Origin of the sequence: Nocardioides aestuarii (assembly GCF_039527245.1) — a bacterium.
GTDB classification, from domain to species: Bacteria; Actinomycetota; Actinomycetes; order Propionibacteriales; family Nocardioidaceae; genus Nocardioides; species Nocardioides aestuarii.
In genome coordinates, this window is sequence record NZ_BAAAJT010000002.1 from 1580618 (window position 1) to 1606247 (window position 25630).

Consider the following 25630-nt stretch of genomic DNA (forward strand, 5'->3'; position numbering starts at 1 on the left):
AGACTGCCGATGACGCGGGAGGTCGCCGAGGCGCTGAACCGAGCTGCCTCCGAGCCGCTCCTCCCACCACGACGAACGCCCCGACCCGGGTCGCGAGTGAGGGGGAGGTCCCGGTCGTGGCTACGACTCCCCCGCCGTCGCACGCCCCGGGTCGCCCCCGCACCCCGCGCGCTCACGGTGTCCTTCACCGCCGTCCACCGCGTTCAGGCCGGTCAGGCCCGAAGCAAGCCGCCGGCCGCCTGACGCACGATCACCGGTCGGCGTCGGTGGTGAGCGCCCGCGGGCCGGGCTCGACGTCGGGGCGGCGCGTCAGCGTGTTGATGCTGACGTGGGGCCACTGCATGCGTCCGGGCAGCCCGTCCTCGCGGCGGAAGAAGTCGAGCATGACGACCTGCAGGTACTGCATGCGCAGGCTGCCGTCCTTCATCTCGTGGATCCAGAACATCGACTTCATCGACGAGGCGTTGGCCTGCCGGACCACGAACGGGATGTTGGAGATCCCGCCGGTGGGGTGGGTCGAGTCGAACTCGAGGATCGTCGTGGCCTTGACCTGGTCCTCCAGCCCCCGGTTGGCGAGCCGCAGCAGCTGGTGGGGCTCGGTCGGGTCGAAGCCCGGGAACGAGGCGGCGCCCACGGTGCCCTTGAACGGGTGCTCGTGGAAGAACTTGTAGGGCTCGAGGTAGTCGTCGTCCTCGAACGTGTCGTCCTCGCCGATGGGCGTCCCGAACATCCGCGGGATGGGAGCGAGTCCCTTGCGCTTCCGGCTCTTCCCGAGCGCGAGGACGGAGTCACCGTGCGGGATCGTCGCGAGCCGCGCGATGTCGAAGCCGTCGGGGATCCGGTTGAGCATGTTGAGGAAGAGCCCTGGCTCGTGGTGGATCGCCGCGCCGGGGTCGCCGTGCACGTCGCTCTCCGGCCGGTCGACCACCGCGACCTGGTGGATGCCCTGCTCGTAGTCGAGCGCGACGAGGAACTGGTCGGTCTCGCGGTCGTGGTCGTGGCTGACACCCCGGTTGGGGATGCCCTTGTCGACGAGGCTGAAGACCAGGGTCTCGTCGTACTGGTTGAGCAGGAGCCGGAAGCCGTGGTCTCCGCCGGCGAAGGGCAGGGCGATCATGTTCCAGCCCGTGCCGTCCGCCTCCCAGGTCCCGGGGAGCAGCTCGAGCGGACCGAGCTCGGGGTCCTTGGACTTCGCCATCTGCAGCTTGCGCTGGCGGCCCTGCTTGCGGGTGGTCCCGAGCAGCGGGGCCCGTGACTCGTCAGCCGTGGGCGTCGTGTCGAGGAACTCCTCGAGCGGGCTCGCCGTCGTGTCGGGCTGGTCGTTCGTGTTCTCGGGCATGGGTGCCTCTCCCCGTGTGGTGTGGTCCGACAGCGCCGGCGCCGTCGGGAAGGAGGAGCGGCGCGGCGGGCCGCTGATACGGACGGCGCGCGGGTAGGCCGGGACCCGGGTGACAGGATGCGCAGGTGCGCGCCGTGGTCGTCGATGCTGCCCGTGGCCGTCCGGAGGTCCGCGCCGTCCCGGATCCTTCGGCCCCGGCCGGCGGCGCGGTCGTGCGGGTGATGGCGACCGGGATGTGCCGCAGCGACTGGCACGCCTGGGCCGGCCACGACGACATCTCCTATCCGCACGTCCCGGGCCACGAGCTGGCCGGGGTCGTCGTCGAGGTCGGTGACGGCGTACGCCGGTGGCGGGCCGGCGACCGGGTGACCGTGCCGTTCGTCTGCGGCTGCGGGACCTGTGAGTGGTGCCGGGCCGGAGAGGCCCAGGTCTGCCCGGACCAGCAGCAGCCGGGCTTCACCCACTGGGGCTCGTTCGCCGAGCTGGTGACGCTGCACGCCGCCGACAGCAACCTCGTGGCGATCCCGGCGTCGGTCGACTTCGCCACGGCCGCCGGTCTCGGCTGCCGGTTCGCCACCGCCTATCGCGCCCTCGTCGGGCGGGCCCGCCTCGCCGAGGGTGAGTGGGTGACCGTCGTCGGCGCCGGCGGTGTGGGGCTGAGCGTGGTGATGATCGCCGTCGCGTTGGGGGCACGGGTGGTCGCGGTGGACCGCAACCCCGAGGCGCTCGCGGTCGCCGCCGACCTCGGGGCGGCCCACGTCGTACGTGCCGACGGGACGGACGTCCCGGGCGTGGTCGCCGACCTCACCGGCGGCGGCAGCCACGTCGCCGTGGACGCCGTGGGCACCGAGCAGACCTGCGCCGACGCCATCCTCAGTCTCCGCCGACGCGGCCGCCACGTGCAGGTCGGGCTGCTGCCACCGGTCGAGGGTCACCCGCGGATCCCGATGGACCGGGTCATCGCCTGGGAGCTGGACCTGCTGGGCAGCCACGGCATGGCTGCGGCGGACTATCCCGAGATGCTGGGCCTCATCGAGCAGGGCCGGCTGCGTCCCGACCGGCTGGTCGAGCGCACGATCGGGCTCGCCGAGGCGGCGACGCTGCTGCCCCGTTTCGACCGGGCGACCGTCGCGGGCATGACCATCGTCGACCCCGCACGCTGATCCCGCACGTCGAGGCCTCGGCTCCCTTGTCACTCCCGGTCGGGTGTGGTTGCGTGGCGAGACCGTCCCCGCCGGCCGGCGAGGTGCCACAACGAGGTGGACTGATGGACTCGACGTACGACTACGTGATCGTGGGGGCGGGCTCGGCGGGCGCCGTCGTCGCCGCCCGGCTGACCGAGGACCCGGACGTCCGGGTCTGCCTGCTGGAGGCCGGCGGACCGCCGCCGGCGGCGGAGCTGGTGCCGGCTGCCGTCGCCAGCCTGCAGAACGACCCTGCGACCGACTGGATGTTCAACGGCGATCCCGGTGGCGTCGGCAAGGGCCTGATCGGCGGGCAGATGATGGTGCCCCGGGGCAAGATGCTCGGCGGCTCGTCGGGCCTGAACTACATGGCCTACGTCCGGGGGCACCCGGGGGACTTCGACACGTGGGCCGCCGGTGGCGCGGACGGCTGGTCCTACGACGACGTGCTGCCCTACTTCCTCAAGGCCGAGGGGTTCGTCGACAGCCCCGAGCTCCACGCCGACCCCGACGCGCACGGGCACGACGGCCCGGTCGGCGTGTCGGTGCGCCAGCCGGTCCTGGGCGCCTCGAACCAGTTCGTCGAGGCCGCGGGCGCGACCGGGATGAAGCAGGGCGACTACAACAGCCAGGACCGCCTCAACCCCGAGGGCGTGGCCTCGCTCTTCCAGACGACGACGAAGGACGGCCGGCGGAGCTCGACCTTCCACGCCTACCTCGAGCCCGCGATGGAGCGCGAGAACCTCACCGTCGTCACCGGCGCGCTCGTCGAGCGGGTCGTGCTCGAGGCCGACGGTGACACGGTCCGGGCGACCGGGGTCGCCTACCGCACCGCCGAGGGGCCCTCCGAGGTCTCGGCGACGACCGAGGTCGTGGTGTGTGCGGGCGCGATCGGGTCGCCCCACCTGCTGCTGCTCTCCGGGGTCGGGCCGCGCGAGGAGCTCACCGACGTCGGGGTCGACTGCATCGTCGACCTCCCCGACGTGGGGCGCCACCTCAAGGACCACCTGCACGCACCCCTGATGTTCGCCGCCGACGGGATCGGCGAGACGATGACCGAGGTCGCGATGTCCCTGGGTCCGGATGCGTTGCGGGCGCCTGCCGGTCCGCTGCCCGCCGACCCCGCGGACGACGTCGACCTGCCCGAGCCGCTGGCGGCCGCCAAGGCCGAGGCCGAGCGCCGGATCACCGAGTGGTTCACCACGGGCCGCGGCCTCGCCTCGTCCTCCCTCTACGACGCGGTCGTGTTCTACTCGACCGGGCTCGGTGACGAGCACACCCACGACGCGCAGATCGGGTTCCTCGCGACCGGCTACACGCCGCCGATCTGGGAGGCCGTCTTCCGGCTGCCGCCGTCGAAGTTCTTCGACGACCCGGAGTCGTTCCTCGACCCGACCCGCGGCCAGGTGGTGGTGCTGCCCAACCCCGTACAGCCCCACTCCGAGGGCTCGGTGACCCTGGCCAGCGCCGACCCGGCCGCCCCGCCGCGGATCGACCTCAACTACTTCGACGACCCGCACGACGTGAAGGTCATGATCGCGGTGATGCGCAAGGCGCTCGAGATCGCCAAGGCCTGGCCCGGCGGCGGCCTGGGCGACCCGGTCATCCCGCCGCACCTCGCCGAGGCGCACGGCCACGTCGCCGGCGAGGACCCGAGCGACGAGCTGCTGGAGGACCTCGCTCGCCACTACGCCCTGACCGTCTACCACGAGACGTCGACCTGTCGGATCGGCGACGTCGTCGACCCGCGGCTTCACGTCCACGGCATCGCGTCGCTGCGCGTGGCCGACGCGAGCGTCATGCCCAATGTGGTCAGCGGCAACACCAACGCTGCCTGCATCATGATCGGCGAGAAGGCGGCCGAGATGATCGCCCGCGACCACGGCGTGCGTCTCCACACCATGGTCGGGCGGGACACATCGAGCACGACCGAGTGACGACCACGCGGCGGTTGGCGGTCGGTCTCACCCCCATGGAGACCCGCCGCCCGGTCGTGCTGCACCTGGCCGACCGGGCCGAGGCGCTCGGCTATGACGCGTTCTTCGTCGCCGAGGGCTGGGGCCACGACGCCGGCGTCCTGCTCGCGGAGATCGCGACACGCACCGAGCGCATCACCCTGGGGACGGGCATCCTCAACGTGTGGGGCCGCTCGGCCGCCTCGATCGCCATGCTCGCCTCGACGATGGCGGAGGTGTCCGGCGGCCGCTTCGTCCTGGGGCTCGGAGCCGACAGCCCACCCCTCGCCGAGGGCCTGCACGACGTCGACTTCCACGCGCCGGTCCAGCGGCTCGAGTCGATGACCCGGCAGGTACGGGGCCTCCTGTCCGGCGAACGCCTGGAACCCGCCACCGAGCGCACCACCCGGCCCCTGAAGCTGGCGGCCGTCCCGGCAAGCCCCGTCCCGATCCACCTGGCCGCGCTCGGACCCCGATCCGTGCGTATGGCGGGCGCCCTCGCCGACGGCTGGGCCCCCTTCCTGCTCCCTCTGTCGGGCCTCGCCGCCGGGCTGCAGCAGCTGGAGGCCGGGACAACCGAGGCCGCGGTACCGCGCGGTCTGCCGCTGGTCGCACCCTGCATCCCCGCCGCGGTCGCCAGCGACCCGGACCGGGCCCTCGAGATGGCGTCGTGGTGGGTGGCGTTCTACCTGACGAGCATGGGCCCGCTCTACCGCCAGACGCTCGAACGCCTCGGGCACGCCGACGCGGTCGAGGCCGTCACCACGGCCAACCCCACCGGCCGCACCTTCGACGTCCCCGAGTCAGCGCGAGCACTGCTCGACGAGCTGACCCTCCACGGCGACGGTGACGCAGCCGGCGAGGCTCTCGACCGGTGGTACGCCGCCGGCGCGCAGCTCCCCACCCTCGTCCTGCCCCCAGGTCGCCCCCTCGAGGAGCTCGACCACATGCTCGAGGCGCTGCGGCCGTAGGCGTCTTGGGAGCGCGGAGTCCTTCGGACTCCGGTCGTTCCTCAAACGCGGCGGTAGGACATGGCCACCTTGCGGCGTCACGACACAGGTCCGCGTGCGGGCTTGAATCAACGTGATCGCTCTCGAAGTGGCGAGCATGCAGCATCCCGCCCGTCGAACCTGGCTCCGATGAGTTCGCGCGGGGCCACAGGTCGACACCTATCAGCTGACCGGGGACCACACTCCGACGCCCGCAACCATGACCACTGCCCGGGACCGCGCGGCCGTGCCGGCGTACCCCAAGGCCCGAGGAGGACGCATGAAGAGCCCGAGACCGATGGACGCCGAGGCGGCCATCACCGTGACGCCGATCGTCGTCGCCGACCTGCACGTCGAGGGCGAGGTGATGCCCGTGTGCGTGCACGTCATCGACCATCCGGATGGTCGGGTCCTGGTCGACACCGGCATGACGGAGCTGCACCCCGCGGTCGTAGCCGCCTTCGAGCCGCGCCTCTATCCACTGAGTGAGCAGGACTTCGACGTCGCCGGCATCGACATCGTTGTCAACACCCACCTGCACGCCGACCATTGCGGCGGCAATCATCTCTTCGCGGGACGGCCGATCTACGTCCAGCGCCGCGAGCTCGACGACGCTCGTCGCGAGGAGGGCTACACGATTCGCGAGTGGGCCGACGCGCCCGACCTGAGATACGTGGCGATCGACGGAGAGCTCGAGCTGCTTCCCGGTATTCGGCTCGTCCCAGCGCCGGGTCACACGCCCGGTTCACAGGTCGTCGTGGTGGAGACAGGGGGACGACCAGATGTGATCTGCGGTGATACCGCAGTGTGGTTCGGAGAGCTGGACGAGCCGCTGACCGAGGGACAGCGGCTCATCCGTGCGCTCGATCCCGAGAAGGTGTGGCTCGCGCACGTGCGCGAGCCGTGGCGATCGACGCCACCAACCCCGAAGACCACGGGTGACTTTGAATCCTGATCGAGCCGTAGTGCGGGCTGTGCGGACGACGTCACGGCACGAGTCGGCCACGGCCACGTGCTGCCGTCCGCCACGGCGAAGGTCAGACGCGGCGGATCGAGGAAGCTCAGACGAGGCGAGTCGGCATACCGGCGGCGAGCCAGGCGAGCACCAGGCAGTTCACGCCGACGGTGAGCCAGAAGATCGTGACGAAGGGCTGCTTGGTCGTCTTGTGGCGGTAGAGGTGGCGGGCGACGAGGGCGCCGGGCCAGCCGCCGACCGCGTCCCAGAGGTGCAGCACCATCTCCATGACGCGCTGCTGGCCGGTCTCCGCCGCGCGCTTGTCGGTGCGGTAGAGCAGCAGCGAGATCAGGCTCGGGACGAGGTAGGCGAGCGGCAGCCAGGTCCAGACCCTGCCGGTCAGCGCCAGGCCGACAACGAGGAGCAGGAAGACCGCGGCCACGGCGACCGCCGGCCTGACGCCCCGCCGTCGGGGCCGCGGTGCGCGGCCGACGTACTGCACGGCCGAGGCGTTCGGGCGGCCGCGCTCGTCGCGTGACTCGGCGTACGAGACCTTCAGGCCGACCCGCGGGCGGCCACCGCCGGGGAAGGCGGTGATGTGGACGAAGGTCCGCGGTCCGCCGCCGGTCGGCGTGATGAAGCCGAAGCCGCGGTCGTCGTTCCAGCTCGTGATCTCCCCCGTGGCCATGGGGAGAGTTCTAGCCGCCGACGGCCTTCTTCACCAGATCGGCCAGGGTCTTCTCGTCGGCCTTGGTCAGCTTCGTGACCGCGTAGGAGGTCGCCCACACGTTGCCCTCGTCGAGCGTGGCGGGGTCCTCGAAGCCGACGGTGACGTAGCGCGATCCGAACTTCTCGGCCGGCTTGAGGAACGTCACGACCTTGCCGTCGAGCGCGTACGCCGGCATGCCGTACCAGGTCTTCGGGTCAAGCATCGGCGCGTGCTTGGTCACGATCGCGTGGAAGCGCTCGGCGATCTGGCGGTCGCTGTCGCCCATCTCGGCGATCTTGTCGAGGCACGCCTGAGCCTCGTCGGCCTTCTTCGCGCCCTTCTTGCCGCTGGCCTTCAGCTCGGCCGCGCGCTCCTTCATCGCGGCCCGCTCGGCCTCGGAGAATCCGTCTGTCTTGGTCATGGGGACGACGCTAGCCCCGGTCGGCGGTGGCGCCTTCTCGATTCCTGACCGATGTGCGGTCAGCCGAAGGAGACCCCGGTCAGCTCCTCCGAGACCGACCAGAGCCGGGAGGCGGTCTCGGTGTCCTGCAGCGGCTTCCAGAGCTTCTGCGGTCCGGGCGGGCCGCCGGCGTTGCCGAGGCCCTGCGGGCCGTAGAAGTCGGCCGGGTTCGACGTCGTCGCCGCGAGGACGGCGGGGAGGGCGGCGGTCTCGGGGGTGCCGACGAGCAGGCCGTGGCGGGAGAGCCAGCGGATCATCCGCACCTCGCGAGTGTCGCCGTCGCGACCCATCTCGGGGCGGGCGGCGAGCAGGCTGGTGGGCGCGACGCCCGGGTGGGACAGCACGCTCGTGATCCCCCACCCGGCGGCCTCGCTGCGACGCGCGAGCTCGAGCCCGAAGAGTCCGCAGGCGATCTTGGACTGCCGGTAGGACCTCATGGCGTCGTACGACCGCTCCCACTGGAGGTCGTCCCAGTGGATCGAGCCGCTGCGGGCGGCGACGCTGGTCTGCGAGACGACCCGCGCGCGACCCTCGCGCAGCAGCGGCAGCAGGTGGGCGGTCAGGGCGACGTGACCGAGGTGGTTGGTGCCGAGCTGGAGCTCGAAGCCGTCCGCCGTCGTACGGCGCTCGGGCGGTGTCATGACGCCGGCGTTGTTGACCAGCAGGTGGATCGGCGCGCCGTCGGCCCGAAGCTTCTCCCCCAGGTCGGCGACCGACTCGAGCGACGACAGGTCGAGGTCGGCGAGGACCAGGTCGGCGTCGGGGTGTCGGTCGCGGATCTGCGTGGCGGCGGCGCGGCCCTTGTCGGCGTTCCGCACCGGCATCACCACTTCGGCGCCGGCGCCGGCGAGATGGGACGCGATCCGCAGGCCGATGCCGTCGCTGGCACCGGTCACGACGGCGCGGCGGCCGCTGAGGTCGGGGAGGTCGAGGTCATGTGTCCGGGGCATGCCATCGAGGCTGCCTCGGCTCTCGAACTCCAACCACGGCCTGACGATCCGTGGCTCCCCCGTCCGAGGCCGGGCACGATGGCGCCATGACCGCTCCGAGGATCGACCGCGCCGGGCTGGCCGACTTCCTGCGCACGCGTCGGTCGGCGCTGCAGCCCGAGGACGTCGGCCTGCCGCGCGGCCAGCGGCGGCGTACGACGGGGCTGCGGCGCGAGGAGGTCGCGGCGCTGTGCCACATGTCGACCGACTACTACTCCCGCCTCGAGCGCGAGAAGGGGCCCCACCCCTCCGAGCAGATGGTCGCCTCGATCGCCCAGGGCCTCCACCTCACCGTCGCCGAGCGCGACCACGTCTTCCGGCTCGCCGGCCTCGCACCACCCGCCCGCGGCCCGGGCAGCGACCACGTCGGACCGGGCATGCTGCGGATCTTCGACCGCCTCGGCGACACCCCCGCCGAGATCGTCACCGAGCTCGGCGAGACGCTGCGCCAGACACCGCTCGGCGCCGCGCTCGTCGGCGACAACACGGCGTACGACGGGGCGATGCGGAGCATCGGCTACCGCTGGTTCGCCCAGCCCGGGGCTCGCGACCTCCACCCGGCCGAGGACCACGAGTTCTACTCCCGGATGTATGCCTCCGGCCTGCGCGGAGTGGCCACGCAGCGCGGTCCGGGCTCGCGGGCGGCGGCGTACGCCGACCTGCTGCTCGAGGAGAGCGAGGAGTTCCGGGAGGTGTGGGAGCGCCACGAGGTCGGCATCCAGCCGCGCGAGCTCAAGCGCTACGTCCACCCCGAGGTGGGGCTGCTCGAGCTCCACTGCCAGGTGCTGCACGACCCCGAGCAGTCGCACGCGCTGCTCGTCTACACCGCCGTGCCCGGCAGCGAGAGCCACGAGAAGCTGGCGTTAATCAGGGTGCTCGCCGGGGTCTCCGGCTCCTAGCATCGAGGGATGGAGGTCCCGGAGGGTGCGCTCGACGACGCGGTGACGAGGAGCTCGTTCACCGGGGTCGCGACCGTGCACGTCGCGGGGCAGCGCACCTTCGAGCGCGTCGAGGGGTGGCGGCACCGCGGCTACGGCGTCCCGATGACCGTCGACACCCGGATCGCCGTCGCCAGCGGCGGCAAGGGGTTCACGGCGCTGGCGGTCATGCGCCTCGTCGAGGACGGCACGCTCGCGCTCGACCAGCCGGTCCGCACGCTGCTCGGCGACGACCTGCCGCTGATCGACGACCACGTCACCGTCGAGCAGCTCCTCGACCACACCTCGGGGATCGGCGACTACCTCGACGAGGAGGGCGACTGGGAGCCCGCCGCCCACGTCCTGCCGATGCCGGTCCACACGCTCACCTCGACCGAGGCCTTCCTGCCCGCCCTCGAGGGCTATCCGCAGAAGTTCGAGCCCGGGGCGCGGTTCTCCTACTGCAACGGCAGCTTCATGGTCCTGGCGCTGCTGCTCGAGCGGGCGACCGGCGAGGTCTACCACGACGTCGTACGCCGCCTCGTGCTGTCGCCCGCGGGGATGGACCGCACCGACTTCCTGCCGCTCAACGCCCTGCCCGGCGACGCCGCGACGGCCTACGTCCACGACGAGGGCGACCTCACCAACACCCTCCACCTGCCGATCCTCGGCAACGGCGACGGCGGCGTCTTCACGACCGCCGACGACGTGGACCTGTTCTGGCGCGCCGTCCTCGACGGGCGGATCGTCTCCCCTGCGAGCGTCGACCTGATGACCACGCCGCGCCACGACGTACCCCAGGAGCGGAAGCGCTACGGCCTCGGCTTCTGGCTCCACGCGACCGGCCACGCGGTGATCCTCGAGGGCTACGACGCCGGCGCCTCCTTCCGGTCGACCCACCTGGTCGACAGCGCGACGACCGTGACCGTGCTGGGCAACAGCAGCGAGGGGGCGTGGCCGGTGGTCGGCGTGCTCGACGACCTCATCGACGCCGAGCTCAGTCGCTGACGTCGCTGAGCGACCGGCTCCCGCGGAGCGCGGCGACGGCGCGGTGGCTGTGGGTCTTCACCGCGCCCTCGGAGATGCCGAGCTCCTCGGCGGTCCTCGCGACGGACAGGTCGAGCCAGTGGCGCAGCACGATCACCTTGCGCTGCATGGGCGGAAGCGCCTGCAGCGCGGCGAACAGCCCACCGTCCCCGGGCTCCGGGTCGCTGGTCGCCGCCTCCGGCAGGGCGTCGGTGCTGGTCTCGCGGCGCCACGGCCGGCGGGACTCGTCGACGTTGGCGCGCACCATCGTCGTACGGACGTAGGCCTCGGGGTTGCGGGCGCGCGACCACGCGACGTACAGCTTCACGAGCGCGGTCTGGAGCAGGTCCTCCGCCCGGTGGCGGTCTCCGGTGAGCGCCAGGGCGATCCGCAACAGGTGGGAGCGGCGGGCCGTGACGAAGTCGGTGAACTCGGCGTCGCGGCTCACCGGCCGCAGCCGACTCTCGCCTCTCCCCACTGCTCCAGTGTGCTCCCGTCGCCCCGTTCGAGGCGCTCGACCAGCCCGCCGCCGGAGGTGCGCAACACCCGGACCGTGGTGCCGCCACACGCGAACTCGACCGCGGCCCAGCCGTCGCCACGCACCTCGTCGACGCGCTCGGCATCGCCGCGCCGTCCGCACGTCGTCCGGACCTCGAGCACGTCGGACAGGGTCAACCGCACGTGGGGCCCTTCCACCTCCGGCGCCGCGGACTGAGGGGCGTTCGGCGCGGATGCAACCGCCGGGTCGCCCGCCTCCCGACGGTCGTCCGCGGGGAGCATGCCGGTCGCGCCCACTGCGAGGGTCGCCACGACCAGTCCTCCGGCGGCGTACGGCGCGACGACCGGCAGTGAGGAGCTCCTCGAGCCCGTCCGGCCCGGCGTCGACGTGGGGCACGGCCCGCTCGAGGTCGTCCTGCAAGGTGTCCATGCCATGAAGACGGAGTGGATGGGTCGGGCGGTTGACATGGGCTTGGTGCGTACCTTGACGGGTACGTAACTAACTAGTTACCTAAACTCCATGGACGCAGCACTGCACGCCCTCGCCGACGAGGGCCGCCGCACCTTGTTGGAGGCCCTCGCCTCCGGTCCGGCCACCGCCGGCGAGCTCGCCGCGCTGCTGCCGATCGCCCGACCGGGCGTCTCCCGCCACCTGCGGGTGCTGCGAGAGGCGGGCCTGGTCGAGGTCCGGCAGGACGCGCAACGGCGCATCTACGACCTGCGTCCCGAACCGCTCGGCGAGGTCGAGGCCTGGCTCGCCCACCACCAGGGGGTCTGGCGGCAGCGCCTCGACGCCCTCCACACCGAGGTCGCCCGCGGCAAGCGGGCCCGAAGGAGCGACACATGAACCGCACCAAGGTCCCGGGCGACGCACGTGGCGCCGTACGCCTCGAGGAGCACTACGACACCGACCCCGCCGACCTGTGGGAGGCGATCACCGACCCCGCACGTCTGGGCCGCTGGCTCGGCGAGGTGTCCGGCGACCTCACGGTCGGCGGCGCGTTCACCGCCCGCTTCTACGCCTCGGAGTGGAGCGGCACCGGCCGGGTCGAGGCGTGCGACGCACCCCGCCGCCTCCTGGTCTCGACGGTCGACGACGAGACGTCCGACGAGGGCGAGATCGAGGTGACCCTCACCGCCGACGGCGACCGCACGCTGCTCGTGCTCGAGGAGCGCGGCCTGCCGCTCGACCTGCTCGCGGCGTACGGCGCCGGCAACGAGCTGCACCTCCAGGACCTCGGCGACCACGTGGCCGGCGGGCCGCGGCGGCCGGCCGACGGCCGGTGGGCGGAGCTGCTGACGGACTGGCAGTCGGCCTAGCCCGGCCCGTCCGGGTGGGCACTGTCGTAGGCGCGCCAGACCTTCTGCGGCACCACCATCCGCCACGCATCGACGACCAGCTCGCGCGCCTCGCCCGGGTCGAGCGCCGCCAAGCGGGCGTGGACCCAGTTGAAGCGCAGGTCGGACTCCCCCGGCATCTCGAACGTCTCCGGCGCCCCGCCGACCAGTGCCTCGCGCTCCTCCCTGGGGAACGCGAACCCCATCACCGTCTCCTCGAGGTCGAAGGCGACGTAGACGATCTGGCCCACCCGGAACTTCAGGCGCCCGCGCACGAAGACCTCGTAGGAGCGCTCCAGCTCGCTCCCGAGGGCCCGGACGTCGTCGACGGTCGCCATGTGGGGAGTGGACCACCCTCCGGTGACGAAGTCATCGGGATTCGCCTGCGGCGACGGCGGTCGCTGCCTAGCCTGTGGCGGTGCCGATCGAGAGCAGCCGCCGTGGTGCCGAGCTGACCTGTCCGCTGTGCGGGGGGTCGGTCGCCGCTGGTTCGTCCGGCTGTCGGCCCTGCCCCCTCCCGATGGCCGACGTCGTCCGCCACTCCTCAGGCACACGACGGAGCCGTTCCGTGGCCCGCGCGGTGGGCGTCCGACTTGCGGGACTCATCTTCTACGGCGCCGCCGTGGCGTGGGCCTGGTGGCAACTGCCTCAGACGCTTCCGTTCGTGGTGCCCGCGGCCGTGCTGGGCGGAGGCGTGCTCCACGTCGGGAAGGGGCGACCGTGGTGGGGCCTCTTGATCTTCGGACTCGTCGTGGTCGTGGTGCCGGTGCTGCTGTGGCCGGCTCTGGGAACCGGCACCTTCAGCGACTTGACGGACAGCTTCTCGAGGGACTGACCGCGGCACTCTTGCCGCTTCTGACCACTCGGCGCATCGACCACCGAAACCGTTGCTGAGCTGCGCAAACACCACTGAATCATCACTGGTTTTCGAACATGTGTTCGACTAACCTGAGGGCATGTCAGCACTCCTGGACCTCCACCCCGACCCGGGCCACCCCGGCGTCGTGGTCACGGCCGTCCACGAGATGCTCGACTCCGTCGGACCGGTCGACCTCGATCCCGGCGAGTACGCCGGCGTCCTCACTGACGTCGACCGGGCCGTGCGCCGCCTGGAATCACTCAAGCTCCGCCTCGTCGCCGCTGCCGCCAAGGCCGACGTCCCGACACAGTCCGGCGCCCGCTCCACCGGCGACTGGCTCTCCCAGCAGACCAGGTCCGGGTCCGCACCGGCCTCCCGCGACTCCCGCCTCGCCGACGACCTCGACGGCCCGCTGACCGACACCGCCGACGCCCTCAGCACCGGCGACATCTCCGCCGCCCACGCCGCAGCGATCGCGACCGCGATGCGCCGCCTGCCCTCGCGGCTGGACGACGACCAGCGCTCCACCGTCGAGGCCTCGCTGGTGCGCAAAGCCCGCACGCTCACCCCCGACCAGCTCCGCAAGGTCGCCCGCCGCGCCATCGAGGCCGTCGAACCCGACCGGGACACGGTCGACGCGGAGGAGAACACCCAGGTCCAGGACGAGGAAGAAGCAGCCTGGGCCAAGACCAGGCTCACCCTCCACGACAACGGTGACGGCACCACCACCGGCCACTTCACCGTCCCGACCCTCGCCGCGATGGTCCTCAAGAAGGTCCTCGACGCGATGACCGCACCCCGCCGGACCCGCGCGGCCGCTGAGAACGGCCAGCGGACCGACTGGGCCCAGGCTCGCGGCCAGGCCTTCGCCCAGGTCCTCGAGCACCTCCCCACCGACCACCTCCACGGCAAGGTCGCCGCCACCATCGTCATCACCCTCGACCTCGACACCCTCCGCGACCAGCTCAAGGCCGCCGGCCTCGACACCGGCGACCTCGTCTCCGCCGCCCACGCCCGCCGCCTCGCCTGCAACGCCGGCCTCGTCCCCGCCGTCCTCGACGGTCACAGCCAGCCGCTCGACCTCGGCCGCGAGAAACGACTCTTCAGCCAAGCCCAACGAGTCGCCGGCGCCACCACACACTCCACCTGCGCCGCCGACGGCTGCGACATCCCCTACGCCTGGTGCGAGCTCCACCACCGCAGACCCTGGGCCAACGGCGGACACACCGACCTCGCCGACATGATCCCCCTCTGCGGCCACCACCACCGACGCCTCCACGCCCGCGGATCCGTTCCGCTCCGCACGTGAAGCCCAGCGCGTGACGCCCTACTGTGGAGGCGTGTCCTCCGAGCGACCCACGACCGTTGTCCTGTTCGGCGCCACCGGTGACCTCAGCCGGCGCAAGCTGCTGCCCGGACTCCTCCACCTCTTCAAGACCGGACTCCTGCGCGAGCTCCGCGTCGTCGGCACGTCCCTGGACGAGCACACGACCGACAGCTTCCGCGACCTCGCCAAGGACGCCGTCCACGAGTTCGGCGACGACGACAGCGACACCGAGGCCTGGCCGGAGTTCGCCAAGCTCCTCTACTGGGCGCCCGGCGACGAGGGGCCGGAGGGCCTGCGCAAGGCCGTCGAGGAGGCCGAGTCGACCTTCGACGACGCCAGCAACACCTGCCGCCTCCACTACCTCAGCGTGCCGCCGAAGGCCGCGCTCCCCGTCGTCCACCAGCTCCGCGACGCCGACCTCGTCGAGCGCAGCCGGATCATCATGGAGAAGCCCTTCGGCACCGACCTCGCCTCGGCGATCGACCTCAACGCCCAGCTCCACGAGGTCTTCGAGGAGGAGCAGATCTTCCGGATCGACCACTTCCTCGGCAAGGAGGCGGCCCAGAACATCCTCGCCTTCCGCTTCGCGAACGGGCTCTTCGAGCCGATCTGGCACCGCCACCACATCGACCACGTCCAGATCGACGTCCCCGAGGAGCTCGGCCTCGCCCAGCGCGCGTCCTTCTACGAGGCGACCGGCGCCTACCGCGACATGGTCGTCACCCACCTCTTCCAGGTCCTGGCCTTCGCGGCGATGGAGCCCCCGACCAACCTCGACCCGGCAGCGATCTCGGAGGAGAAGAACAAGGTCTTCCGCTCGATGCTGCCGATCGAGCCCCACGACGTCGTCCGCGGGCAGTACGTCGGCTACCGCGACCTCGACGGGGTCGACCCGGCGTCCGACACCGAGACCTTCGTGGCCCTCAAGTGCTACATCGACAACTGGCGCTGGGCCGGCGTCCCCTTCTACCTGCGCACAGGCAAGCGGATGGCCGAAGGGGCCCGCATCATCTCCATCGCCTTCAAGGAGCCGCCTCGCTCGATGTTCCCCGAGCGCTCCGGCGTCGGCGACCACGGCCCCGACCACCTCACCTTCGACCTCGCCGACCAGTCGCGGATGTCGCTGTCCTTCTACGGCAAGCGCCCCGGGCCGGGCATGCACCTCGACAAGCTGTCGATGCAGTTCGCCATGCACGACACCGGCTGGGCCGGCTCGGTGCTCGAGGCCTACGAGCGGCTGATCCACGACGCCGCCCGCGGCGACCGCACCCTCTTCACCAGCGCCGAGGGCATCGAGCGACTGTGGGAGATCTCGACACCGATCCTCGAGAACCCGCCGGTCGTGCGCCCCTACAGCCCCGGGTCCTGGGGACCCAACCAGATCCACCAGCTCGTCGCGCCCTTCACCTGGCGCCTGCCCTTCGAGCGCAGCTGGCGCGACCCCAACGCGACCGGAGCCTGAGACCTCAGAGGATCCGGCGGATCGCCTCGATCGCGCCCGTCAGGTAGCGGTCGACGACGTCGCGCTCGTCGGGCGCGAGGGAGCGGTCGAGCTCGTCGAGGGCGAGGAACATCGGCATCAGGTGGCCGATGACCTCGGCGCGGCCGGAGTCGGTGAGGACGACCTGCGTACGCCGTCCGTCGGCCGCGTGGGGCTGCCGCTCGACGTGACCGCGGGCGACCAGGCGGTCGACGATGCCGGTCGCCGCGGCCGAGGTGACCCCGAGGTGACGGGCCAGGTCGCCGGGACCCACGGACTCGCGCGTCAGCATCTCGAGCGCGGTGAGCTCGGAGTGGCTGAGGTCAGCGCGCCGCGCGAGGGCCGGGTTGGCCCGCTGGGACAGGTCCAGCAGCCGGCGCAGCAGCACCAGTGTGGAGGTCCCCATCTGGGTCTCGACGTCCTCGGGCTGGATTTAACTCACCAACTTAGTTAAATTGCTGACTCAGTTCCTGAACTACCACTGTACCGCCAGGAGTCCCCCATGTCGTTCCGTCCACTGACCGCGGTGGTCGTCGTCCTCCTCGCCCTGCTCTCCTCGGGCGCCCTCATCGGCGCCGTGGGCGAGGCCGAGCGCTCCCCGAGCGTGAGCGACAACCTGCCCGACGGCTACGACTCGACGACCGTCGCCGACCTGAGCCAGGAGCTCCCGAGCGGCGAGGGGTCGGTCGCGATCGCCCTGTTCACCGCCGACGAGGGCGAGCTCGACCAGGCGTTCCTCGGCCAGCTCGGGAGCGAGTACGACGCGATCCAGCCGAGCGAGGACGGGACCGCCGTCATCGCGGTGATCCCGGTGGAGGCGACCGGAGCGACGGAGATCGCGGACGAGGTGGCCGACCTCCGCACGGAGATCGGCGACCTCGCGCCCGACGGGGTCACCGCCCAGCTGACCGGTCCGGCCGCGATCCAGGCCGACCTCGCGGGCGTCTTCGACGGGGCCGACCTCACGCTGCTGCTCGCCACCGCGACGGTGGTCGCCGTCCTGCTGATCGCGACCTACCGCAGCCCGTTCCTCTGGCTGGTGCCGCTCATCGTGGTCGCGGTCGCCGACCGGCTCGCGGCGGTCGTGGCGACCCACGGCCTCGCGTTCGCGGGGGTCACGTGGGACGAGTCGACGGTCGGGATCCTCAGCGTCCTCGTCTTCGGCGCCGGCACCGACTACGCGCTGCTGCTGATCAGCCGCTACCGCGACGAGCTGCGTCGCCACGAGAACCGGTACGTCGCGATGCGCGCCGCCGTCCGCGGCACCCTCGAGCCCGTGCTCGCCAGCTCGACGACCGTCGTGCTCGGACTGCTGACGCTGCTGCTGTCGGTCATCCCGACGACCCGCGGCCTCGGCCTCGCCTGCGCCATCGGTGTCGTCATCGCCGCGACGTTCGCGCTGGCCGTCCTGCCGTGCGCGCTCGTGCTGTTCGGCCGGTGGGTGTTCTGGCCGCTGGTGCCGCGGGTCGGACAGGACGCGCTGGTCGACTCCAGGACCTCGCTGTGGCGCCGGCTCGGCGAGCGGGTCGCCGCCCGCCCAGCGATCTTCGCCAGCGCCGCCGTGCTCGTCGTGGCGTCCCTCGCGCTCGGACTGACGCAGGTGAAGCAGGGGCTGTCGGAGAGCGAGCAGTTCCTCGACACGCCCGAGTCGATCACCGCCGCCGACCGGCTCGCCGAGTCCTACCCGGCCGGTGCCGTCGACCCGACGATCGTCCTCACCCGTGCCGACCCGGCCGAGGTCACCTCCGCCGCGGAGGGCGTCGAGGGGGTCGCGTCGGTGCGGCCCGGGCAGGAGGGGGACGGGCTGGCCCGCCTCGACGTCGTCCTCGACGCCCGCGCCGGCTCGGAGCAGGCCGAGGAGACGGTCGTCGACCTGCGCTCCGCGCTGGCGGCGTACGACGGCACGTATGTCGGCGGCTCCGAGGCGGAGGCGCTGGACGCCGATGACGCGGCGCAGCGCGACCGCTTCCTGCTCATCCCGCTGATCCTCGGCCTGGTGCTGCTCGGGCTCGGTCTGCTGCTGCGCAGCATCGCGGCGCCGCTGCTGCTCGTGGCGACCGTGGTCGGGACCTACTTCGGCGCGCTGGGCGCGTCGTGGTGGGTCTACACCGGGGTGTTCGGCTTCGAGGCGATGGACGTGGGGGTGCCGCTGCTGGCCTTCCTGTTCCTGGTCGCGCTCGGCGTCGACTACAACATCTTCCTGGTGACGCGGGCGCTCGAGGAGGCGCGCGGCCACGGCCTGCGCGAGGGGATGCTGCGCGGGCTGACGGCGACCGGTGGCGTGATCACCAGCGCCGGCATCCTGCTCGCGGCGGTCTTCGCGGTCCTCGGTGTGCTGCCGCTGGTCGTGCTCGCCCAGCTCGGCATCGTGATCTTCGTGGGCGTCCTGCTCGACACGCTGCTGGTGCGGACGGTGCTGGTCCCGGCGCTGACCTGGCTGCTGGGCGAGAAGTTCTGGTGGCCGCGGAAGGTCGGCTCGGGGGCATAGCCGGGGAGCCTCGAGCGTTCCGACCCCGTGAGCGAGCTGCAGAGCGTGGTGGTCGGGGCCGGGCAGGCGGGCCTGTCCGCCTCCTTCCACCTCCGCCGCCGGAGGGTGCGCCACGTCGTCCTCGACGCGAACGGCGCCCCCGGCGGTGCGTGGCAGCACCGTTGGGACAGCCTCACGATGGACGACGTCCACGGCGTCGCGGCGTTGCCGGACAGCGACCCGCCCGCGCGGGGTGACGAGCGGGCCAACCGCGCGGTGGCGGCCTACTTCGCCGACTACGAGCAGGAGCACGCCCTGCCCGTCGTCCGCCCGGTCCGGGTCACGAGCGTGACCGACGAGGACGGGCTGCTCGTCGTCCACTCCGACGCCGACAGCTGGCGCGCGCCGACCCTGGTCAACGCGACCGGGACGTGGGAGCGGCCCTTCGTCCCCCACTACCCCGGCGCCGACGACTTCGGGGGCGAGCAGCTCCACAGCTCGCGCTACCCCGGCGCCGACCACTTCGCCGGGCGACGGGTGCTGGTCGTCGGCGGTGGCGCGTCCGCGGTCCAGCTGCTGGGCGAGCTCGCGCCCGTGGCCGACACGGTGTGGGTGACCCGGAAGCCGCCGGTCTGGCGGACCGACGACTTCGACCCCGACGCCGGCCGGGCGGCGGTCGCCCTCGTCGAGGAGCGGGTACGCCGCGGCCTGCCACCGGCGTCGGTGGTGAGCGTGACCGGCCTGGCGCTGCGACCTCAGGAGCAGGCGGCGGCGGCACTGGGGGCCTACGAGCGCCGACCGATGTTCGCGCGGCTCGAGCGGGACGGCGCCCGGTGGGACGACGGTTCCTTCGAGCCGGTGGACGTCGTCGTGTGGGCGACCGGCTTCCGGCCCGACGTCGCGCACCTCGGACCGCTCGGGCTGCGCAGCCGCCACGGCGGCATCCAGCTCGACGGCACGACGGCGGTCGCGGACCCGCGGGTGCAGCTGGTCGGCTACGGGCCGTCGGCGAGCACGATCGGCGCGAACCGGGCCGGACGGACCGCCACGCTGGGCGTGATCCGCGAGCTCGAACGCGTGACGTCAGCCGCCTCCTGACGCCACACTCGGCGCATGGAGGTGCGTGAGCTCGACACCGCGGAGCAGCGGGACCTCGCGGTGCCGCTGATGCTGCGCGAGCTGACCCACCTGGTGCCGGCCGAGGCGACGATGTTCTTCGACGACGCCACCTCCCACGGCCGCCGGGTCGTCGGGGCCCTGGACGACGCCGGCACCCTGGTCGGCTTCGGCCTGCTCACCCACCTCCCCTGGCAGGTGCCGGGCGACCAGCTGGCGTGGGTCGTGGTCGCCACCCCGGAGCGTGGCCACGGCGTCGGCGGGCGCCTCTACGACGCGGTCCTCCAGCGGCTGCCCGAGCGCGTCGACCGGCTCCGTGCGATCACCTACGACGACGACACTGTCTCGTGCGAGATCGCCCGCCACTGGGGCTACGAGCCGCTGCAGCTCTCGATCGCCTCGACCGTCGACGTCTCGAGCGCGCACGACCCCGAGCTGCCGGCCGGCGTCAGCGTCGAGACCCTCGACCACGTCGACCTCGACGACCGGGACGCGGTCGACGCGATGCTCGACCGCAGCCAGACCAACCCCGAACGCCTGACGGGGTCGGTCCTCACCCTGGGCGACTTCGTCCACCAGCAGGAGGGCGACCGGCTGCTGCTCGGCGTGCTGCGCGTCGACGGCGCGCCGGCGGCGATCGTCGCCGCGATGCACGCCACCGAGGACGGCTACGTCGGCTACACCGGCGTCGACCCCGCCTTCCGCGGCCGCGGCCTGGGGTCGCTGCTCAAGCAGGCCGTGCACGCCGAGGCCCGCCGCCGCGGCGTACGGGTCCTCGGGACGGAGAACGAGCAGCACAACGAGGGCATCCGCCACGTGAACGCAGCCCTGGGCTACGAGCAGCAGTACGGCTCGTGGCGGTGGGCGCGTCCGGTGTGAGGCCGAGACCCGTCGCGGTCAGGCGGCCTTGGCGACCTGCTGGGCCTTCTTCGCCTCGCGCTGCATCGCCATCTGGATGACGCGACGCTCGCGCGGGGTGCCGGTGGCCATCTTGTAGAGGGCCTTGAGCTGGCGGGGCAGGTTCTTGCGGTTGGTCGCGTCGAGCCAGCCGTTGGGCAGCGAGAGCCGGACGACCTTGTGCCAGGCCGAGTAGACCTGCTGCGGCATCGGCCGCGTGCAGTAGGTCAGGCCGTACTCGTCGAAGAGGGCCCGCACCTTCGGGGCGATCTCGGCGTAGCGGTTGGACGGCAGGTCGGGGAAGAGGTGGTGCTCGACCTGGTGCGACAGGTTGCCGGTCGCGATGTGGAGCGCCTTGGAGCCGGAGATGTTGGCGCTGCCGAGCATCTGGCGGACGTACCACTCGCCCTTGGTCTCGCCCTCGATCGAGCGCTTCTCGAAGGTCTCGACGCCCTCGGGGAAGTGGCCGCAGAGGATGACCGAGTTCGACCACAGGTTGCGCACGATGTTGGCGGTGAAGTTGGCGGCCAGGGTCGGCAGGAAGGAGCCGGTCGGGGCCGAGAGCAGCGGGTGGACGACGTAGTCCTTCGTCACCTGCTTGCGGACCTTCTGGAGGACCTCCTTGGCGCGGCGGCGGAACTCGGGGTCCTTGGTCTGCTTCTTCTTGATCGCGGCGCCGAGGTCGAGGTCGTAGGCAGCGATGCCGTACTCGAAGAACATGGCGTTGATGAAGCACCACACCGGCTGGCCGAGGTGGAAGGGGTACCAGGTCTGGTCCTCGTCGACGCGCATGATGCCGTAGCCGAGGTCGTTGTCCTTGCCGATGACGTTGGTGTAGGTGTGGTGGAGCTCGTTGTGGCTGTGCTTCCACTGCTCCGACGGGCTCGCCATGTCCCACTCCCACGTCGTGGAGTGGATCTTCGGGTCGCGCATCCAGTCCCACTGGCCGTGGAGGATGTTGTGGCCGATCTCCATGTTGTCGAGGATCTTCGCCACCGACAGGCCGGCGGTGCCGAGCAGCCAGGCCGGCGGGAAGGCGCTGAAGAGCAGCACGGCGCGGCTGCCGGCCTCGAGGCCGCGCTGGGTCTTGATGACCCGGCGGATGTAGGCCGCGTCGGCGGCGCCGCGGGACTCGATGACCTCCTGGCGGATCGCGTCGAGCTTGCGGCCGAGCTCCTCGATGTCCTCGGGGCTCAGGTGGGCGATCGGGTTGTCGGACTTCTTCTGGATGACGGTCACGGTGGTGTCAGTCCTCTCAGGTCAGTGGTCGAGGGTGCAGGCGCCGGCGGGCGCGTGGATGCAGGTCTGGATCTTGATGGCGCCGCTCTCGCCGGGGACGGCCGTGGTGATGTCGCCGTTGCGGAGGTCGCGGACGCTGCCCTCGCGCATGGGGAGGACGCAGCCGTAGCAGATGCCCATCCGGCAGCCGCTCGGCATCAGGACGCCTGCCTCCTCGGCGGCGTCGAGGATCGGGGTGGCGCCGTCGGCGGTGACGACGCGGCCGTCGGCGAAGGTGACGGTGCCGCCCTCGCCCGCCTCGACCCGCGCCGTACGGAACTGCTCGGTGACGAGCTCGAGGCCCTTGTCGTCGTAGAGCCGCTGGAGCGCGTCGAGCAGCGGGGCCGGGCCGCAGGCGAGCGTGCGGCGGTCGACCAGGTCGGGGACGAGGGCCGGCAGCTCGTCGACGTCGAGGACGCCGTGGACGTCGTCGTAGCGCGCGACCAGTCGGATCGCGCCGGCGGCGGCGAGCGCCTCGAGGTCGCGGATGAAGATCGAGTCGGGGTGGCTCGGCGCGACGTGGACGACGGTGATGTCGTGGGTCTGGGCGCGGTCGGCGTGGAGGACGCCCTCGTCGGTGCTGGGGAAGAGGTTGCGCAGCATCCCGATGACCGGGGTGATGCCGGAGCCGGCGGTGACGAAGAGGTAGCGGCCGCCGCCGGGCGGCAGCACGAACTCGCCGGCCGCCTGCTCGAGGTGGACCATGGTGCCGGGGCGCAGGTCGTGGACGAGGTGGTGGCTGACCAGCCCGTCGGGGACGGCCTTGACCGTCACCGCGATCCGGCCGTCGCGACGCGGGCCGTGGGTGAGGGAGTAGGCGCGCCACTGGCGGACGCCGTCGACGTCGATGCCGATCCGGACGTACTGGCCGGGGACGTGGCCGGCCCAGTCCTTGCCGGGGCGGATCACGATGGTGGCGGCGTCGCGGGTCTCGGGGACGACCTGCTCGACGCGACCGCGCAGGTCGGTGCCGCGGCGGAGGGGCGCGACGAGGTCGAGGAAGTCGGCCGGCACGAGCGGGGTCGTGGCGGCGTGCACGAAGGTGCGCGCGTGGTCACGAATACTCGGGGGCATGCCTCCAGCCTGACTGAACGCTAGGCTCAACTCATGACATCACGGCGTGAATATCACGCCACCGATTGTTCGGAGTGAACAAATGGGCGCACCGCTGAGGCTCGAGAGACCGTTGGTGGACCTGTTGCGGGGCACCCTGCCCGACGTGGCGGTCCACGTCGTGACGGCGGTCCGCGAGGAGGTCCCGGCCTACGGCGAGGGCATGGGCGAGCAGATGGCCGCCACGATCGAGAACGCCGTGCAGATGGCCCTGGCCGGGTTCCTGCGGGTCGCGGGCCGGGCGACCGACCCCGGGACGCCGCTGTCGCCGACCGTCGAGGGCGCCTACGCGCTGGGCCGGGGTGAGGCGCGGTCAGGTCGGTCGGCGGACGCCCTGCTGGCGGCCTACCGCGTCGGGGCGCGGGTCGCCTGGCGCGAGCTCTCGGCGACCGCGGTCTCGAGCGGGGTGTCGGCGGCGACGCTGGCCTCCTTCGCCGAGATGGTCTTCGCCTACATCGACGAGCTGTCCGCCTCCTCGGTCGCGGGCCACACCGACGAGCTCGAGACGAGCGGCCGGGTGCAGCAGCGCTACCTCGAGCGGCTGGCGACCTCGCTGATCCGCGGCGACGCGCCCGACGCGCTGGCCGACGCCGCCGATCGCGCCGACTGGGCGCCGCCCAAGACCCTCACCGCCGTCCTCCTGCCGCCCTCGCAGGTCCGGCCCTTCCTCGGGCTGATCACCTCGCGCGCCCTCGTCGTCGGTGACGCCGGGCTGCCCGACGACCTGGTCGTGGCGCTCGTCCCCGACATGGGCGGCCGGTCCCGCCCCCGACTGCTGAAGACGCTCGCCCACCGGCACGCCGTGGTCGGCCCGGCGCGCCCCTGGCAGGAGGCGCGCTCGTCGTACGCACGCGCCGTCCGGGCCCTGCCGCTGCGGCACGGCGCCGACCCCGTCGACACCGAGACCCACCTCGCCTCGCTCGTCGTCACCGCCGATCCCGAGGCCCACGCCGACCTGCGAGCCCGCGCGCTCGCGCCGCTCGCCGACCTCAAGCCCGCGACCGCGGAGAAGCTCGAGGCGACGCTCAAGTCGTGGCTGCTCCACCAGGGCCGGCGCGACGACGTCGCCGCCGACCTCTTCGTCCACCCCCAGACCGTCCGCTATCGCATGGGCCAGCTGCGCGAGCTCTACGGCGACGCGCTCGACGACCCCCACACCGTGCTGATGCTGACGCTGGCGCTCGCCTGAGTCAGCGGGCGTCGTGGACGAGCCGGCCGCCGACCCAGGTGGCGGCGACGGTGGGCGACGTACGCCGCTCCGACCAGTCGCCGAGCGGGTCCTCGTCGAGGAGCACCAGGTCGGCCGGGTGGCCGGCGGCGACGGTGCCCCACCCGTCCGTCGAGGCGGCGAGGGCTTCGCGGAGGGTGATCGCCTGGTCGGCGTACCACGGCTCGCGGCCGTCGACGGAGCGATGGACGGCCGCCATGACGGCCAGCCACGGGTCGAGCCTGGCGACCGGGGCGTCGGAGCCCATCGCGAGGCGCACCCCGGCATCGAGCATCCAGCGGAAGGCGAAGCAGCGCTCGCCGCGGTCGGGCCAGAGCCGGTCGGTCGCGTCGCGGTCGTCGACGAGGTGGGCGGGCTGGACGCTGGCGACGATGCCGAGGTCGGCCATCCGCTTCAGGTCCTCGCGGCGGACGAGCTGGGCGTGCTCGATCGTGCCGCGCGCGCCCGTGTCGCCGAAGGCCTCGAGCGCCTCGCCGACCGCACGGTCGCCGATCGCGTGGACGGCGACGTCGAGGCCGCTCGCGGTCGCGCGGCTGAGGAGCTCGCGCAGCTCCTCCGGCGTCTGGTTGGGCGAGCCGTGGGGGAAGCCGAGCGGCGACGGCCCGGCGTAGGGCTCGCAGCACCAGGCCGTCTTCGTGTTGAGCGAGCCGTCGCTGATGATCTTCAGCGGCCCCATCCGGGCGCGCTCGTCGCAGCCGGGGAGGACGTCGCCGGTCCGCAGCCCGGCGGCGATGACGTCGTCCAGCCCGTCGGCGTAGGTCGCCGCGCGGACCCGCAGCAGGCCGGCCTCGGCCTCGAACCGCTCGCTCCACGCGGACGGTCCGCCGGAGAACTCGAGGTCGGTCACGCCGACGACGCCGAGCTCGGCGGCGAGCTGCTGGGTGCGGAGGATGGCCTCGGGGCCGGTGCCGTCGTCGCCGAGGGTCGCCCCGAGCCGACCGTAGGCGGCGAACCACTCGGCCTCCGCGACGACCCCCTCGCGCAGCGGCAGGTGGAGGGTCAGCAGGGCGGTCGTGTTGAGCCAGGCGTGGTGGCCGTCGCCGGCGATGAGGATGATCGGGACGTAGGTGTCGATCGCGTCGAGCATGGAGACGACCGGGTCCTCGGGCCAGTCGGTCGGCCGGTGCCCCCAGCCGACGACGGCGAGGTCGGGCCACTCGGCGATCCGTGCCTCGACCATGGCGACCGCCTGGGCCGCGGAGCGTGCCGAGGCCAGGTCGAGCCGGGCGCTGGTCAGCGCCCACTGGGTCAGGTGGACGTGGTGGTCCCACAGCCCGGGCATCACCCAGCGCCCGCCGGCGTCGACCTCCTCGAGGCCGCCCGCGTCGAGCCCGGGCGCCACCTCAGTCACGCCGCCGTCGACGATCCGCAGGTCGACCGGCGCGTCCGGCGTACCGTTGCCGTCGAGGTCGGCCAGCCGGGCATGACGGAGCACGAAGTCACGGGGGTGCGCACTCATGGCCGCCACGGTAAGCACCGCGCCGTCGTACCCGACATGAGGGTCGT

Annotated in this window: 26 protein-coding genes; 15 read left to right on the forward strand and 11 right to left on the reverse strand. The window is 72.4% G+C overall.

Translation table 11 applies throughout. The features are described from left to right. Positions 1 to 250: 250 nt before the first annotated feature. Complete coding sequence (locus ABD091_RS08065; RefSeq protein WP_343917184.1) at positions 251 to 1339, reverse strand: heme-binding protein; 1089 nt, start codon at positions 1337 to 1339, stop codon at positions 251 to 253. Positions 1340 to 1464: 125 nt separating this feature from the next. On the opposite strand from ABD091_RS08065, the gene ABD091_RS08070 reads away from it, so the two are divergent. The 4 genes from ABD091_RS08070 (at position 1465) to ABD091_RS08085 (ending at position 6422) form a co-directional block, all read left to right on the forward strand. Further along, positions 1465 to 2502: a zinc-binding dehydrogenase gene (locus tag ABD091_RS08070; RefSeq protein ID WP_343917186.1), complete on the forward strand. Its 1038-nt coding sequence runs from the start codon at positions 1465 to 1467 to the stop codon at positions 2500 to 2502. A gap of 104 nt (positions 2503 to 2606) precedes the next feature. After that, the gene (locus ABD091_RS08075) at positions 2607 to 4460 is read left to right on the forward strand and encodes a GMC family oxidoreductase (RefSeq protein WP_343917188.1); all 1854 of its coding nucleotides are present in this window, start codon (positions 2607 to 2609) and stop codon (positions 4458 to 4460) included. After that, positions 4457 to 5449 carry an LLM class flavin-dependent oxidoreductase gene (locus ABD091_RS08080; protein ID WP_343917190.1) on the forward strand — a complete coding sequence of 331 codons (993 nt, stop codon included), beginning with the start codon at positions 4457 to 4459 and terminating at the stop codon, positions 5447 to 5449. The genes ABD091_RS08075 and ABD091_RS08080 overlap by 4 nt, the downstream gene beginning before the upstream one ends. 298 nt (positions 5450 to 5747) lie before the next feature. Continuing rightward, complete coding sequence (locus ABD091_RS08085; RefSeq protein WP_343917192.1) at positions 5748 to 6422, forward strand: MBL fold metallo-hydrolase; 675 nt, start codon at positions 5748 to 5750, stop codon at positions 6420 to 6422. A 106-nt stretch (positions 6423 to 6528) separates the two neighbouring features. On the opposite strand, the gene ABD091_RS08090 is transcribed toward ABD091_RS08085, so the two are convergent. The 3 genes from ABD091_RS08090 to ABD091_RS08100 are packed head-to-tail and all read right to left on the reverse strand — an operon-like array spanning position 6529 to position 8541. After that, positions 6529 to 7110 carry a DUF1294 domain-containing protein gene (locus ABD091_RS08090; protein ID WP_343917194.1) on the reverse strand — a complete coding sequence of 194 codons (582 nt, stop codon included), beginning with the start codon at positions 7108 to 7110 and terminating at the stop codon, positions 6529 to 6531. A 10-nt stretch (positions 7111 to 7120) separates the two neighbouring features. After that, a complete protein-coding gene (locus ABD091_RS08095; protein WP_343917196.1) occupies positions 7121 to 7552 on the reverse strand; it encodes an iron chaperone in 432 nt (143 codons plus the stop codon). A gap of 59 nt (positions 7553 to 7611) precedes the next feature. Beyond that, on the reverse strand, positions 7612 to 8541 hold the full coding sequence (locus ABD091_RS08100) for an SDR family oxidoreductase (protein ID WP_343917198.1): 930 nt from the start codon (positions 8539 to 8541) through the stop codon (positions 7612 to 7614). A gap of 86 nt (positions 8542 to 8627) precedes the next feature. Between ABD091_RS08100 and ABD091_RS08105 the strand changes: the two genes are divergently transcribed. Together ABD091_RS08105 and ABD091_RS08110 are read left to right on the forward strand one after the other, a co-directional pair. Then, positions 8628 to 9479, forward strand: coding sequence for a helix-turn-helix transcriptional regulator (locus tag ABD091_RS08105; RefSeq protein ID WP_343917200.1), 852 nt, complete (start codon positions 8628 to 8630; stop codon positions 9477 to 9479). 9 nt (positions 9480 to 9488) lie between these two features. Continuing rightward, positions 9489 to 10505 carry a serine hydrolase domain-containing protein gene (locus ABD091_RS08110; protein WP_343917202.1) on the forward strand — a complete coding sequence of 339 codons (1017 nt, stop codon included), beginning with the start codon at positions 9489 to 9491 and terminating at the stop codon, positions 10503 to 10505. Here ABD091_RS08110 and ABD091_RS08115 read toward each other — a convergent pair. Further along, entirely contained in the window at positions 10495 to 10971 is a 477-nt protein-coding gene (locus ABD091_RS08115; RefSeq protein ID WP_343917204.1) for a SigE family RNA polymerase sigma factor, read from the reverse strand. The genes ABD091_RS08110 and ABD091_RS08115 overlap by 11 nt on opposite strands. Continuing rightward, on the reverse strand, positions 10968 to 11333 hold the full coding sequence (locus ABD091_RS08120) for a hypothetical protein (protein WP_343917206.1): 366 nt from the start codon (positions 11331 to 11333) through the stop codon (positions 10968 to 10970). Before ABD091_RS08120 ends, ABD091_RS08115 begins: the two co-directional genes overlap by 4 nt. Before the next feature lie 208 nt (positions 11334 to 11541). Here ABD091_RS08120 and ABD091_RS08125 point away from each other — a divergent pair, with 208 nt between their 5' ends. Continuing rightward, the gene (locus ABD091_RS08125; RefSeq protein ID WP_343917208.1) at positions 11542 to 11868 is read left to right on the forward strand and encodes an ArsR/SmtB family transcription factor; all 327 of its coding nucleotides are present in this window, start codon (positions 11542 to 11544) and stop codon (positions 11866 to 11868) included. Continuing rightward, positions 11865 to 12341, forward strand: coding sequence for an SRPBCC family protein (locus ABD091_RS08130; RefSeq protein ID WP_343917210.1), 477 nt, complete (start codon positions 11865 to 11867; stop codon positions 12339 to 12341). The genes ABD091_RS08125 and ABD091_RS08130 overlap by 4 nt, the downstream gene beginning before the upstream one ends. On the opposite strand, the gene ABD091_RS08135 is transcribed toward ABD091_RS08130, so the two are convergent. Next, positions 12338 to 12697: an MmcQ/YjbR family DNA-binding protein gene (locus ABD091_RS08135; protein WP_343917212.1), complete on the reverse strand. Its 360-nt coding sequence runs from the start codon at positions 12695 to 12697 to the stop codon at positions 12338 to 12340. The genes ABD091_RS08130 and ABD091_RS08135 overlap by 4 nt on opposite strands. A 230-nt stretch (positions 12698 to 12927) precedes the next feature. On the opposite strand from ABD091_RS08135, the gene ABD091_RS08140 reads away from it, so the two are divergent. From ABD091_RS08140 to zwf, 3 genes are all read left to right on the forward strand, one after another. Further along, the gene (locus ABD091_RS08140; protein WP_343917214.1) at positions 12928 to 13194 is read left to right on the forward strand and encodes a hypothetical protein; all 267 of its coding nucleotides are present in this window, start codon (positions 12928 to 12930) and stop codon (positions 13192 to 13194) included. Positions 13195 to 13315: 121 nt separating this feature from the next. Further along, positions 13316 to 14527, forward strand: coding sequence for an HNH endonuclease signature motif containing protein (locus tag ABD091_RS08145; RefSeq protein WP_343917216.1), 1212 nt, complete (start codon positions 13316 to 13318; stop codon positions 14525 to 14527). Positions 14528 to 14558: 31 nt separating this feature from the next. Continuing rightward, positions 14559 to 16007 carry a glucose-6-phosphate dehydrogenase gene (gene zwf, locus ABD091_RS08150; protein ID WP_343917218.1) on the forward strand — a complete coding sequence of 483 codons (1449 nt, stop codon included), beginning with the start codon at positions 14559 to 14561 and terminating at the stop codon, positions 16005 to 16007. 4 nt (positions 16008 to 16011) lie between these two features. Here the strand turns inward: zwf and ABD091_RS08155 are convergent, their stop codons facing one another. After that, positions 16012 to 16431: a MarR family winged helix-turn-helix transcriptional regulator gene (locus ABD091_RS08155; protein WP_343917220.1), complete on the reverse strand. Its 420-nt coding sequence runs from the start codon at positions 16429 to 16431 to the stop codon at positions 16012 to 16014. A gap of 96 nt (positions 16432 to 16527) precedes the next feature. Here ABD091_RS08155 and ABD091_RS08160 point away from each other — a divergent pair, with 96 nt between their 5' ends. The 3 genes from ABD091_RS08160 to ABD091_RS08170 are packed head-to-tail and all read left to right on the forward strand — an operon-like array spanning position 16528 to position 20487. Next, a complete protein-coding gene (locus ABD091_RS08160) occupies positions 16528 to 18513 on the forward strand; it encodes an MMPL family transporter (protein WP_343917222.1) in 1986 nt (661 codons plus the stop codon). Positions 18514 to 18540: 27 nt separating this feature from the next. After that, a complete protein-coding gene (locus tag ABD091_RS08165; protein ID WP_343917224.1) occupies positions 18541 to 19590 on the forward strand; it encodes an NAD(P)-binding domain-containing protein in 1050 nt (349 codons plus the stop codon). Positions 19591 to 19605: 15 nt separating this feature from the next. Continuing rightward, positions 19606 to 20487 (forward strand): GNAT family N-acetyltransferase, encoded by an 882-nt coding sequence (locus ABD091_RS08170; RefSeq protein ID WP_343917226.1) that lies wholly within the window; start codon positions 19606 to 19608, stop codon positions 20485 to 20487. Positions 20488 to 20505: 18 nt separating this feature from the next. Here ABD091_RS08170 and ABD091_RS08175 read toward each other — a convergent pair whose 3' ends face one another. Both ABD091_RS08175 and ABD091_RS08180 read right to left on the reverse strand, forming a co-directional pair. Then, a complete protein-coding gene (locus tag ABD091_RS08175) occupies positions 20506 to 21744 on the reverse strand; it encodes a fatty acid desaturase family protein (RefSeq protein WP_343917228.1) in 1239 nt (412 codons plus the stop codon). 21 nt (positions 21745 to 21765) lie between these two features. Further along, positions 21766 to 22857: a ferredoxin reductase gene (locus tag ABD091_RS08180; RefSeq protein WP_343917230.1), complete on the reverse strand. Its 1092-nt coding sequence runs from the start codon at positions 22855 to 22857 to the stop codon at positions 21766 to 21768. A 115-nt stretch (positions 22858 to 22972) separates the two neighbouring features. Between ABD091_RS08180 and ABD091_RS08185 the strand changes: the two genes are divergently transcribed. Next, the gene (locus ABD091_RS08185) at positions 22973 to 24085 is read left to right on the forward strand and encodes a PucR family transcriptional regulator (RefSeq protein ID WP_343917232.1); all 1113 of its coding nucleotides are present in this window, start codon (positions 22973 to 22975) and stop codon (positions 24083 to 24085) included. A gap of 1 nt (position 24086) precedes the next feature. Here the strand turns inward: ABD091_RS08185 and ABD091_RS08190 are convergent, their stop codons facing one another. Next, entirely contained in the window at positions 24087 to 25583 is a 1497-nt protein-coding gene (locus ABD091_RS08190) for an amidohydrolase (protein WP_343917234.1), read from the reverse strand. Positions 25584 to 25630 lie beyond the last annotated feature (47 nt).